7 protein-coding genes are annotated in these 14,222 nt (G+C 42.8%); all 7 read right to left on the reverse strand.

The features are described 5' to 3' along the window. A partial coding sequence (locus WC615_RS18725; protein WP_372979592.1) for a ferritin-like domain-containing protein occupies positions 1-1,261 on the reverse strand: 1,261 nt, incomplete at its 3' end. A gap of 13 nt (positions 1,262-1,274) precedes the next feature. Next, complete coding sequence (locus WC615_RS18730; RefSeq protein ID WP_372979593.1) at positions 1,275-2,873, reverse strand: hypothetical protein; 1,599 nt, start codon at positions 2,871-2,873, stop codon at positions 1,275-1,277. A gap of 51 nt (positions 2,874-2,924) precedes the next feature. Next, entirely contained in the window at positions 2,925-3,587 is a 663-nt protein-coding gene (locus WC615_RS18735) for a hypothetical protein (RefSeq protein WP_372979594.1), read from the reverse strand. A 158-nt stretch (positions 3,588-3,745) separates the two neighbouring features. After that, positions 3,746-4,666: a PorP/SprF family type IX secretion system membrane protein gene (locus WC615_RS18740; protein ID WP_372979595.1), complete on the reverse strand. Its 921-nt coding sequence runs from the start codon at positions 4,664-4,666 to the stop codon at positions 3,746-3,748. A gap of 501 nt (positions 4,667-5,167) precedes the next feature. Beyond that, positions 5,168-12,475 (reverse strand): cadherin-like beta sandwich domain-containing protein, encoded by a 7,308-nt coding sequence (locus WC615_RS18745; protein ID WP_372979596.1) that lies wholly within the window; start codon positions 12,473-12,475, stop codon positions 5,168-5,170. Between the two features lie 46 nt (positions 12,476-12,521). Then, positions 12,522-13,442: a formyltransferase family protein gene (locus WC615_RS18750; protein ID WP_372979597.1), complete on the reverse strand. Its 921-nt coding sequence runs from the start codon at positions 13,440-13,442 to the stop codon at positions 12,522-12,524. Between the two features lie 43 nt (positions 13,443-13,485). Then, entirely contained in the window at positions 13,486-14,025 is a 540-nt protein-coding gene (locus WC615_RS18755) for a phage tail protein (protein ID WP_372979598.1), read from the reverse strand. Between the last annotated feature and the right edge of the window lie 197 nt (positions 14,026-14,222).

The following is a 14,222-nucleotide window of genomic DNA, read 5'->3' on the forward strand; positions in this document are numbered from 1 at the left end:
ACTTATTACCATCGGCATGCCATTGGTCCCAGGTGGTGATGCCACCGCTTTCAATAAGCGTTTTTACAAACTCAAAGGTTTCAAAGTGATCCATTTTGCCGAATACACCACGGGCATTTGCCTTTGCTGAAGCAACCTCTTTTCCATCTGCATTAAACGACGGGTATTTTTTGCGCAGCACAGGGCAACTTGGCTGAAACTGGTTTTGAACCGCCATCAGGTTAGGTGACGCCATAAGCCCTTTTAGGGTTAGCGTAGCGTTAAGGTTACGGTCTGCACTTACCTTGCTTAATATTTCGTGTACAACACCGGCACCTTCGCCCTGGTCGGTGATACCGTTTATCATATTCAATACTTCCAACAGCGCTTTTTCGCTTTCGAGGGTATTGATGCTTGTTGGCATTCCTGGGTATTCATTACTATCGTTTTGTTCAGGGTCTAATCTTCCCGGGTTAAATACTTCCTGTTGCAGGAAAGGGCAAAGTTTCCGGTTATCGCCTGGCTTTAAAGGAATCTCAACACCGGGGTTTGCCAGTTGTATTGATTTTGCAAATACAACATCCCACAAGGTTTTACCATCTGTATATTCAAGCGACAGGTATTTCCATAACTGCATATACATGTTACCTATCGAACCAAACCATGGTAATGGCTGGCCCGGTTCCCAACCTTCGTACGGGGCTTGCTGGTTGTATTTGCTTTGGAACATTTCCTCTGTCATCATGTGCCTTGCATCTTCTTCGGTTTGCTCAATAGCCAGGAAAAGATCCATTTGGGCCAAATTCATGGGGCCTATATTTACCCTGATATCTGGTTTATTGGTGTCTTTAAAATCCAGGATACCGGGCAGCACCGATGAATCGGGCGAGTAGCATTTCCACGCGAATGTTTTTTCATCCTGTAGCGGCTCGCAGGTAAACTTAGGGTCGTAAGCAACGGCCTTGGCCAGGTTTGATACAATTTGCAGGTGGAGCATTTCGGCCACAAAAACACTAAAAACAGCATTATATGCCAACTCGTTAGAGTTTACCGTTTTTGAAGTTGCGGACATGCCCGGCCAGATGCGACCTTTATACACACTGCTGTCCCTGCTGTTGATCTCGTGCATCCCCTGTAGGGAGTACAACGATGTCATGTACAATGGGATGGTGAATAATTCTACGTTCACAGCTGCCTGCACCAAAGTGTGCAAGGCTTTTTCATCCTTTTCGCGGAGTGCAACATCCCGCTTTTGTTTGTTTTTAAATAATAGAGCGCTCATTGTTTTAAGGTATTTAAGGTTTTGGTATTGTTCCGTTTGCTAAATGCCTAAGGCCATTAATACCCGGCAAAAACACATACAGGCCGCCATCCGTCCGTATAAATTGCGGCAGGCCGTCCAGTATCGTATAATCTTCCTTTTTGGGTTCTGGTGGTGAGCCGGGGGGTAAAAAAGCAAAATTCTTATGCTTATCTATACCATCATCGATGCCAAATACCGGGTCGATACCGCTATTATTGGGGCTTATGTCGGCCTTTTCCCCACCGTTTCTAAAGCCGCCACTGGTTACCCAGGTTTCCATAATAAAGCTAAACTGTGCGCTTAGATTAGCGCAAATAAACAGGCCAACTAAACCGCGCGGAATATTATCGGGCTTAGCGGGGTTATAATCCGGGCCATAAGGACCGGCCCTGCGCATGATCCTTTTTTCCTCGGCATTGTTTGTATTACCCTGCACTTTATCATCATCGCGCGGGTTGGTGCGCCTTATATGAGCGGCATATGGGCACAATGCGCCAAATTCATCATTTAACTTAACGCCCCTTTGGTTGGGTGTATGTGATAGGTAATTAAAGTTTGTAAAATCGAACCCCTCCAATTTATCTCCCAGTCTTTCCGGTTGGTAAGGATGATTGGGCGATACAGACAAAGGCGTACCATCATACCACCGGCCGCACATTTTTGCGGCTATCAGCTCGGGGATAATATTTTTGCCGCGGGGTTTCTCAATAAAATCTTTAAAAGCCTTTACGTCCTGATGAAGTACCCGAAATGCCGCAAAACTACCATTATACAACAGCGGGTGTGCTTTATACTTTGGCAGCATTGGGCTATCTGCTTTCGATGGATCCTTTTTAAATTTGGGGGTGATCACAAAATGGTAAGGTGGTACAAGCGGCCTGTCATCAACAGTGCTTTTACCAAGCAGCAACCGGCCTTTTGTAGTGTTCCATGGCACATTGCTTAACCTTGGCTGCGACAGGCTGTCCTTGTAACCAAAGTGGATGTAATCATCCCCGGCTTTAAGCGGGTCAGAATCCTGGAGGTATGCCTCCTTCAGCGCCGGGCCATTATCAGTTGATGGAACCTGTACTAACAATTTCTGATGGTAATTTTCGCGGTTCGCAATACTATCAGCATAAATACTTACCAGGATATGCAATTCATCATTGTTTGCCGAAGGCTTTTCTTTCAGCTTCCACTCACCCGATCTTTTCCACCAGTTTTTAGGGGCGCTTGCACCAACATCGCCAACAGCAATCGCGTCGCCAACGGCACCTTCCATAAAAAGCGAAAAAACGTTTGAGCTTTTCCCTTCCACTTCTTCGCGGTTTTCCTCCTGCATTAATTCTCGCATGCCGGAGTAAGTAAGGCCTATTGTTAAACTATACTCAGGTCTCTTATCAATTTCCCAGGGCTTAGCTGTTGTAACTTCAATATCGCTTGCTCCGGGTAAAATATTTGATATAAAGGCCCGCGCACCCTCTTTATCAGCTATGGTAAATATAATATAACGTATGTATGGAAATGTATAACCCCGAAGTATAATTCCTTGTATATCATCCAACTTTGGCGTAGGATAATTATTACGAATATCGTTTAGGTTGATCATTGCATATTAATAAGGCGGGTTAACAGGCCCTGCTGCAGGGCCTGTAGATTATTATTTACAAACAGGCTTTTTCGATTCGGCGAATTTTATAACCGGGGCCTTTGAAGGCCAAAGTTCGCGTGCATCAGGGTAGTTATCCAATATTTTTTCGATGGTTAAACCCGGGAATGTATGGGTTAACAGGTATTTATTAAAGCTTGTTATTTTTGCTGCCGCGGGGATGGTTGGATCGGCGAAATTATAACGCATAAGCAGGCAGTAAAACTCATTAGGGTTTTCTTCTACTTTACCGTTTTCGATGATGTATTTTGCAGATGTAGGGTCAGTGTCTTTAACTATGCCGCTTTCGTCCATATGCTCCAGGATAGAATTAAGCCCTCCGGCAATATCCGGATCATTCACAAACGAATCAATATACGGTTTAAAGTCGGCATCGTACAAGGCCTGTACAACCAAAAGGTCCTTGCCTTCGGCAGTTTGAAAACTTGGCACCGGCAGTTTTGGTGTGGTACCTGAAGGAAGGTAATAAAACATAGAAAAATGCACGCCTGTAGCCGCGCGGTTATCTTTTGCGTTTTCGGTCAATTTTAGTTGCAAATCGCTAACTGTTTGGAGTGCTTTGGCTCCGCCTAATTTTTTCATAGGCATAAAAAGTAACAGCATGTGTTGCTGCTCGCGAGCGGAAAGGGTGGTGATTGGTGAAACGGGTTCCATTGTGGTTTTGAGTTAGGTTGTATTATTTACCTACTCTGTTAAAGGCTTTTCGGTATCCGCCATTATTGTGATAATATAGATCAAAATTGCGTTACACTATTCCTATCCCAATGCTACAGTAAACCGCAGCAATAGATAAACCATTTATAAGGCCTGCATTACAGCAGCTTACGTTCGCTGGTTTTACCAAAGCGGTAGGCCAGGCTCACCTCATGTATAGTAGTGTTAAAACCACCCAGATTGTTTGATGATGTACCAAACTGATAGCTGTAACCCACTTTAAACGTATCGGTAATTACTGATATAATACCCGAAGCTCTTTTATTGGTACGATAGCCTGCACCAATACCAAGCTGTTCTTTTAAAAATATAGTCCCGGTAAAATCGGCAAGCAAGGGCGAGCCATTTACATATGATACCAGCGTTGATGGTTTAAATTTGATATCATCGCTCAGGTCGGCCAGATATGCGCCCGAAAAGTAAAAGTGGTTTTTAAGATAATTTGCCTGTTGTACCGATGCAGTACCCAGGCTACGGATACTCAACTCAGGTACCGATACACCTAAATAATATTTATCGCTATAAAACATTACACCGAAACCTATATTAGGTTTGGTTTCGCGTATATCATCCCTAAACTGCGGATCGTATGAATCGAGTGTTGAGTAATTTGCATTATAATTACGTACACCTGCATTTAACGATACAGCCAGGTAATCGTTCCCGGTAAGTTGTATGGCTTTGGCAAAAAAAGCGTTTACTTCTAATTGCTTTTCAACCGCTACCTGGTCGTTAAGTACATATATACCAGCTGCGCCACCTATTGATTCTATTGGCAGGCTACCGCTAAATAACAAACTGGTTGGCGCCCCGTTAATACCTATAAATTGTTTACGGCCCATCAAGTTTAATGATCCGGCTTTATCCAGCATGGAGTACGCAGGGTTTATGGGCGTTAAATTATCAGCGTACTGGCTGTAGGCATAAATCTGTTGCTGTGCCATAAGCCTATTGCTGCATATCATCATCAATATGCTTAGTAGTAGTAAAAATTGTTTTTTGTTTAGGTTTAAATTCATGCCTGTTGTTTCTCGCGCCACTGTTTTGTTAATCTGTTAATAATTAGGAAATATTTTGCTCGTATTTGCCCTGCTGATATTTGCTAATACAGATAATAAAAAATGATTTGAAGAGGATAGAATAAGCTTTACACATCTGGTACTATGATGAATATATGCCGGAAATTGTAGAAGTAAAGCCCTTTTCATAAAAGCAATTTTAATCAGGTTTATATCAATTAGTAACAAGCCCTGTCATCGGTAATAACCTTCAAGCAATTGTTTAATCAGGGGCAATTGTGAGCAAAGCAATTTACATATTAATAGCGTTAAAATATTATAATTATATCCCTTAAAACTACTGCTGCTACCTTACAAATCTCTATTAAAAACAAAACACGCTATAGGGTAAAAACAGCTTATTTACACTTTAATTAAGGGTGAAATAAAGTATTATAAAAGTTTTTTAAATACAAAAGCCCCCGTTAACACGGGGGCTTTTACCAGGATGGCTATTATTAATTAATACTTAATTATAATATATCCTGTTTTGCGTTTGTTTTGTTTATCAACCTGATACTCTAATGCATAGAAGTATGTACCCGGTTTTAACAACGCGCCGTTCTTGTTGGAGTGGCCATCAAACAGGTGGTTGCCATCCTTACCGTAGTCCTTGGTCTCAAATACCAACGCTCCGCTGGTGTTCATGATCGACAGTTTGTTACCCGCATAAGCGCTAATGCCTTCAATATACAGGAAGTCGTTTGAACCATCTCCGTTTGGTGATACACCCTGGTGAACCACTACCCCGTCGTCTCCCGTTGGTGCAACATTGTTAGCCGTCTTATTTGCGAATAGCAGTTTGCTGCTATTCCTGTCTACCATCAACGATTCTTCCATTATCCGGTTTACCGTAACTGAATAAGTTTTTGTTGTTACCCCATCCTCCGCTGTTATCAATATACCAATAACCGTTGCACCCGCGTCAAGCGCTATCGGGTTGGAATAAACACCGCTGCTAATCACATCACCATTTACACGAATCACCGCGTTTGCCTGCTGAACTGTCGTTCTCAGTCTCACACTGCTTACACTTGATGCTACCGTGGTGGTGTAATTCTCATTAGATGAACCTGTTGTACTCACCAGTGTGGAAACCGGGTCTAATATTAGGCCCGAAGCCGATGCATTTGTAGAGCCCGTGCGGTTTACGAGTACCGAATAGGTTTTAGCCGTTACACCATCCTGCGCTGTAATCGATACATTAATAGCCGTCGCTCCTGCATTAAGAAGTATCGGCGCTGAGAAAACTCCACTGCTTACCACGTTCCCGTTTACACGTATCACCGCATCTGCCTGTTGGGCGATCACCTTTAGCCTTACACTCGTTACACTCACTGATACAGCAGTCTTGTAGTTCTCATTGGCGGTGCCTTTTGTACTTATTAATGTGGAAGCCGGATCTAGTAAAAGGGAGGATGCCTGTGCATTGCCAGATCCTAAACGATTTATCTTAATCGAATAAGTCTTAACTGTTATACCATCCTGCGCGGTTATCGATACATTAATGATTGTGGCGCCCGCATTCAGCGTTATCGGATCAGAGTAAACATCGCTGCTAACGATATCACCGTTTACACGAATCACCGCGTCTGACTGCTGGGCTGTCGTCTTTAACCTTACACTATTTACAATAGGAGAAACAGAGGTATTATAATTTACATCCGCTGAACCCGCTGTGCTTACTAAGGTCGACACAGGATCTAATAACAGGCCTGATGCTAATGCGTTATTAGAGCCTAAGCGGTTGACTGTTACTGAATAAGTCTTAACAGTTATACCATCTTGAGCCGTTAATGATACATTGATAACTGTTACTCCTGCATTAAGTGTTAGCGGATCAGAATATGCACCGTTAGCCACCACATTACCGTTTACACGGACCACCGCATCTGCCTGCTGGGTTATCGTCTTTAATCTTACACTGTTTACACCTGCTGATACCGAGGTGGTATAATTCTCATTTGCCGAGCCTGTCGTGCTCACCAATGGCGAAGCTGGGTCTAATATCAGGCTCGATGCAGATGCATTGCTTGAGCCTGTGCGGTTAACTGTTATAGAATATGTTTTAACCGTTAACCCATCGGGTGCCGTAATTGCTATATTGATAAGCGTTGCCCCCATATTAAGTGATATTGGCGCCGAGAAGATGCCGTTGCTTACAACATTACCGTTAACACGCACTACTGCGCCCGCATCCTGGGTAAGTGTTTTCAGCTTTATACTGCTAACATCTGCAGATACCGCGGTTGCGAAGTTTACTGTAGCTGTACCTACCGTGCTCACGAGTGTTGAAGCCGGACTTAATATAAAGCCTGATGCAAACGCATTGCCTGAAGCCGCATGGTTAACGGTTACCGAGTACGTTTTAGTTGTTATACCATCTGGTGCGGTTATCTCCACATTAATAACAGTGGTGCCTTCATTAAGCGTTATAGGATCAGAAAAAACACCGCTACTTACCACCTTACCATTAACACGAATCACCGCGTTTGCCTCCACGGCGATGGTTTTTAGGTTAACAGTACTAACATCTGGAAGAACTGAAGTTCTAAAATTTTGGTATGAAGAACCTGATACACTTGCCAGCGTTGCAGTCGGGCTCAATACTAAGCTCGATGCCATTGCATTGTTGGATAGTGGTACTGCCTCCCGGGTTACATTTACTGTATAGGCTTGTGTAGTAACACCATCAGCAGCAGTTACCACAATTCTTATCCTGTTTGGCGGGCCTTCAGATAAATTAATTGTAGCTGTAGGGTTAGCCTGTGTAATTTGAGTATCGCCTATTGTTACAGTTGTTGTGCCAACAGTTGCTACCGGTGTAATACCTATAGATGTAACGTTATTTGGTACAGATACACTGTATGATCTTGTTGCGGGAACGAAGGCTGGTGTTAATGTACCAGCATTAACTGTTAATGAAGCAAGTGTTACATCAGCAAATGGTAGCCTGTTTACATGTACCTCATATGTTTTGGTATGGGCACCATCTTCTGAAGTTACCACTACAGTAAATACGTTATCACCTAATGATATCGGCAGCAAAGCTGTAGTAGTATCGTATGGCACGGTTACGCCGTTTACTGTTACGGTAGACACTTCATTTTCTGAAACCGGGAATATACGCACCGATTCAATATTATTAGGTGCGTTAATTATTGTAAGTACTTCTCCAATAGAAAAGTTAAAGTTTTTAGAGAAACTTGACCCCGAAGAAACATTCAGCGCTAACAGGTTAGCAATCGGCGACTGTAGCGGCGGTGCCTGGCCTGCGCGGGTAAGTACCAGCGTGTAGGTTTTGGTAGAGCTGGTATCCTGTGAGGTAACTACTATATGGTAAGTGTTTTGACCACCATGTACCGGCAATGTATAGTTTACAAATCTTGGCACTACCGTACCATCTATTTTAACTATAGCGTTTTCATCTGCAGATACAGCGCTTAACGGGATGCCGGTGTAAGTAGAATCGGCAACCGTAGCGGTGTAATCTAAAACGTTCGGGTTAAACTCTTCGTTAACAGATGTGATAAAAGGGAAAGATAAGCTTGCCAGATCTGCATTTGATGACCTTAGCCTGTAAATATTTAACACATAAGAAATATGGTTAAGGCCATTCTCCGAGGTTACATCTATAACTACACTATTAGCACCAAATGCTAAAGACACATTATTGCCAAAGGTTGTATTTAAAGATTGGTTGTTAACTTTTATAATGGCCGCGTTGTTTGTTGACGTTGGCAGGAACGTTAATGCCCCAACACCCGTTGCAACAGTTGCGCTATAAGCATGCGTACTGCTAATAAATGGCGTGTTTAAAGTAATGCTGCTGTTACCAATTGATGTCAAGGTAGCATCAGCAGATTGCGCACGGGTTACGGTAACCTTATATATCCGTTCATCACCGTTTTCGGCTTTAGAAACTATCATCACATCGGTTTCGCCAACATTAAGCGCGGTATTAACCGGGTTAGTTGTTGCCAGGTCATATCCACCTACAAATATGTGTGTTGTAGGAGAAATAGCGGTAGCGGTAACATCTGTTGAGGTAACCACGTTACCAACCGTTGCTGTATAATTTAAAGTACCAGCATCAAAAGTAGGGCTATAGGTTACGCCGCCTAAGTTTAGGCTGGCTAACAAATTATTAGTATCGTAAGCCCTGAAAATATTTAACGTGTAATATTTTGTTGTCGAACCATCCTGCGCAGTAACAATAACGTTAAAGTTATTATTTCCTGTATTTAAAGGGACGTTTTTGGTGATACCCGAAGTAAGTGCCCCCCCGGTAAACTGTAGGGTAGCATTTTGCTGGTTAACAGTAGCCATTAAATTAAACGAGGTTACGTTGTTAGCAACGCTAAAGCCATAGCTTGTCTGGCCGCTGCTAAACACCGGGTTTAAAGTGCCTTGGTCAACAGTTAGGTTGGCAAGTGTGGCATCGGTTGATGCAGTGATGGTAAGTGCATTACTGTTTGCTGCGTCCTGCACAAAATCATAGTTTGCAGCGCTTAAGCCACTGCCAATTATAGGATAGTTGCCAAGTGCGCTGTTTAAGCCTGCTGTTGATGTAAAGCTTAAAGTACCGGTTGTTGCCGATGCCTGGCTATCGCCATTAACAAAACCTGTTACCGAACCCGCAAAGGTTGGGTTTACCGTTTGGAACGGGCGACTTGCCGGCGTAGCCACATAAGTTAAGTTAGCTTTGCCTATTGACAGGCTGGCGCCGGTATAATTTAAAGTATAGTTGTTGCTTAATGCTAACGAACCTTGTGTGATAGCATGTGTGCCAACATCTTCGCCGGCATCCCTTGCAAGGGTACCTGTAAAGCCATCAGTAAATGCAAGAGCATCGTAAGTATAATCAAACGCAGGATCGGCAGTGCCGTAGGTTTTATTTTTGGCGTTTGCCGTAACGTTAATAGTTTTTTTACCGATAGTCAGGTTATTGCCATTGAAAGTAAGCGTGTAGTTGCTGTTTAAAGCTAAAGTACCCTGTGTGATGGCATATATGCCGAAGCCTTCGCCGGGTGCCCTTGTTAACGCGCCTGTGAAACTATCGCTAAATGCCAGTGCATCATTGCTATGAGTAAGTTCAGGATCAGCGTCACCATAGTTTTTTGTTTGCGCGTTGGCGCTAACGATAATTGGTTTAGCGCTGATGATTAAAGAAGCCGATTGAATGGTTATGTCGTAATTGTTGGTAACCTCCACGAAGTTACCATTAACGTTACCATAGAATTTTTTGGTACCTAAGGTCATCAAGTAAGTGCCAACGTTTTCGCCTGTAGCGCGCCCAAATTGGTCGCCAGTAGCGTCGCCGGGAGCCAGCGAACCTGCTGTGATCGAAAACTGGTTCAGGAAAGGATCCGCATCGCCATAAACTTTAGTTTTGGCCACAGGTAAAATAGTGATAGGCCTTGGGGTAATGGTTAAGTTTGCACCTGTATAATTAATATTGTAATTGTTACCGTAAGAGAGCGTACCCTGTTCAATTGCATAAGCGCCTATAAGCACATTAGTGTTTGGTGTTGCCCTGCTTAATGCGCCTGTAGGGGCATCAGTACCTACTACACCTGTTGCAGTGTAAGTAAAGGTAGGGTCGTTATCACCGTAAACTTTGGTTTTGGCATTAGCAGTAATGGTAACGGTTGCTTTGTTCACCGTAAGTACTTGCGCAATACTGGTTGCTGCAAGCCTGTTGGCATCCCCAACTTGCGAAGCGGTTATGTTTGCAGTACCCTGGCCTACTATGTGTATCTGGTTGCTTACAATAGTTGCAACAGCTGTATTATCGCTGCTGTAGCTAACGGTTAAACCGCTGCTTGCGGTTGCACCCGGTGCGAAGTCGGCAGTGCCGTAAGTTTTTGCGGGGATAGCGTTAAAGGTTATGGTTTGTGATGCCTTGTTTACGGTAAGAGCTTGCACAACATTGCTTGCCGCTAAATAAGTACCATCGCCACCTTGCGAAGCGGTGATGTTTGCGATACCCGCCCCTACTATATGAATTTGGCCGCTTACTATAGTTGCAACACCAAGGTTATCGCTGCTGTAGCTAACACCAAGGCCACTGCTTGCGCTTGCACCTGGTGCAAAATCAGCATCGCCATACGTTTTAGTAGCTGTACCGGCAAAAGTAATAGTTTGTGCTGCTTTTGCGCGGGTTACGGTTAACGTATAGGTTTTGGTAGTAGTACCATCTTGTGCGGTTAATACTGTTGTAATTACATTATCACCTATATTTAAGCTGATAGCGCCCGATGCTGTACCCGAAGTAACAGCAACGTTATTTACTTTTACACTGGCGTTAGCGTTGTTTGTTGTTGGTGTAACGGTGATAGTCGAATTGGCATTGGCTACCGATGCAGTATACGAGATGGTACCGCTCGAAAAACCCGGTGTTAATGTACCCGCGCTAATTGTAAACGCCGAAAGGTTAGCATCATTCGATTGTGTTGAGAATGAGGTAACAGTACCATAAGTAGTGCCCGCGCCACTTGTAGCGTAGCTCCTTACATAATAGGTTGTTGAAGCGCTAAGGCCTGATATACTTTGAGAGAAGCTGCCGGTGCCGGTGCCGATGGATGCCTGAGTTACGCCGCTACCGCCTATGGTTGGTGTGGTATTACTACTGCTATATACTACGCCTCGTGCTGTTACTGCGGCGTCACTTCGTGTTACGTTACCGCCTAAAGTTGCCGAAGCTGATGAGAAAGTTGAAACTGCAGTAGTGCTAACATTTGGGCGTGCCGGGGCAAATAATGCATAAACCCTAAGGTAATTGGGTGTGTTTTGGAGCCCTGAATGGTCAAGTATCCGGGTTGTCGCACCGGTTGTTAGATCAACCGAGTAAATACCTGTATCATCTAATCTTATAGTTGTTGAGCTCCCATAGTATCCATTGTAAACAAAAGCACGGTTATTACCTGCATCCAATGCCATATATTGGGGTGATTTAACTAAAGAAGATTTAATTACAATTTCACCGCCTGATCCGCCCGGCCGTATTTTTCTTAATGCATCATTGGTTGTGCCGGCATTAATTTGGTCATTGTCAGATGTAATATAATAGAGATAATCTGTAATAGGGTCGTAAGCAATAGCGTTTGCTATATTACTTACGGGTGCGTTGCCTGTAACCGTATTACTACCCAAATCAAAAGTTAATATTTTACGACCGCTAAAAATACCCTCATATATAAATACCCTGTTATTAGGTATATCAAGCGCCAGCCATTGCGGTAACGTAGCGATACCGGTTGCCAGTGCGGCATTTTGGGTGCCGTCCGGCTTAGATCTGTATACTGCATTCAATGTAGCTGATCCACCGTTACTGTTGGTTACATAATATACCCAATCGTTAATAGGGTCGTATTTAATAGCCGTTACAGATGGGCCGGATGTTTGAAGGCCGGATGGCAAAGTAATAGTATTGATAACACCGCCTGTACTCATATTCACCACATTGATAACCCTGTTACCTAAAAAGCCATTGTAAGTAAATACACGGTTATTTGGTGCATCAACTTCAGCTAAGATGGGGTTTGGTATACCCGTGGTAACATTCCCGTCATTACTGCCGGTATAATCAACTTTTTTTAATGCGTTTGCAGCATTGGTTGTATTACCTGTTGTACTATTTATAAGGTAATATACCTGTGCTTGCGTATTTTTGGTTATTCCCAATAATATCAGTAATAGCACAACCGCCGAGAACGATCGGCCGCCATTGGTTATCACGTTTCTAATGATTGGTAAAAGTTTTTTCATGATTTTGTGTTAATTGTTCAGGTTTATATTTTATCGGTTACACCGTTTATATTTTGCTAATGAATTTTTGCCCGGTTTTTAAACCATAAAAACCTGCATGGCGGGCCGGGATGCAAGTGCTATTAATATTGAAAAAGTTTATGCTCAGCATCTGATTATTGATGCAGGCCACATTAAACTTGTTATTTGCTATGTTAATTGTACCGGGTATGTTATTTGCTTCTGCGGAAGCTGCTTCGGCATCTAATATTTTTAGTTCGTACCCATTTATTAAAGTGCTTGCACCATTATTCCATGAGGTGCAGGCTTTTACAAGGGCTGTTATCTCTTTTGCATCCATCCTATCCCAGTTTATTATTACATCAGCCAGTTTGGGCATTTTGTAATACCGGGCTTCGGCCTCGTCCTGCATTTTATATATTGGCGTTGGCCTATTACTTAACTGTGTAAGTATCTGCGATACCCCCTGAACCTGCAACTGGCTAAAAGCCTGGTTTATATAATTGTAGTTATGATATTCTTCGTTCTTAATACTTTGTTCCCAGGCAACCTCCCCACTATCAAGCTTATCGGTTAACTGGTGTATAGCTAAGCCTAGCTGTGCTTCACCATTCTTTAATTGCCAGAAAACCGGCGATGGCCCCCTGTATTGTGGCAACTTCCCAAAATGTATGTTAAATATGCCTTTCGGCACACCGCCTAACTTGTCAACAGCAATTTTATGAGCATAGCCGGTAATAAAAATAACATCCGGCTCGTTTAGCTGCTGCCAATTGTAAAACTCTTTTTTATCATCCTCTGCATAAAACGCTATATTGTTCATCCTGCAAAAGACGGTAAGTTCGCTCACGCTGATATCAGTATGGGCTGATCTGCCGAAGTATAACATAACCCCTGCTTTAATACTGTTTAGGTACGAAAGCAAGGGTATGCATATTTTTGAATTTGATACGATGCCAATTTTCATTTGCACCTGCCAAAATCATTATATTTAATATTCATTAATATAATTACGGTCTTGAAGGATAGATCCCAGTCCAGGCTATAATATAATTCATACCTAAATATGGTGTTACAACATTTAACGGCTGACTACCACCGGTAGCGGCTACTGCCGCAGGGCTCAGTGTTGAATCTGATGCGGCATTAGACCAATTGTTAGTACCTTCACCAGTTGTAAGATCTACCGGAAGGCCTGCAAGGATATTACCGTTCGGTTGTGGCAAGTTTCCAAGGGTTACGGTATTAATTAAGTGAGAGTGTGCTGGCATTTGTTGCGCAGTAATAGTAACGTTCTCATTACCGCCTATTTGTCCAAGTTCATAACGTGATACATTTCTTCCTTGTCCATTGCCAGAGTGTATAGGCGTGCGGCCGCGAAGATCTGGTAATGCAAAGGTTTGTACACCATCGCCGCCATAGTTGGTACCCAATATTGAAAATAGCGCACTGTTTTGCGAAATTGACAATAATGTTCCGTCGCAAAAGTACCATCCGTTAGGTGCAAATGTTCCGGCAAACATTTTAATTTCTCCCATTAAAGGTTCCATAGTTTAAAGTGATAAGGTTTAGGTTAAAAATCTTGTTTATTTATCTGTAAATATAAACTATTTAATTAGTTCGCAATAATTTTTATTAAAAATCGTTAGCAAAAACTTCACAAACCTATCCGCACTAAAATTGCTATCGTTCAACTTAACAAATCTGCATTAAAACATATTATTAAAATAGGGTAAAAACAGCTTTT

Origin of the sequence: Mucilaginibacter sp. (assembly GCF_041663085.1) — a bacterium.
Lineage (GTDB): Bacteria > Bacteroidota > Bacteroidia > Sphingobacteriales > Sphingobacteriaceae > Mucilaginibacter.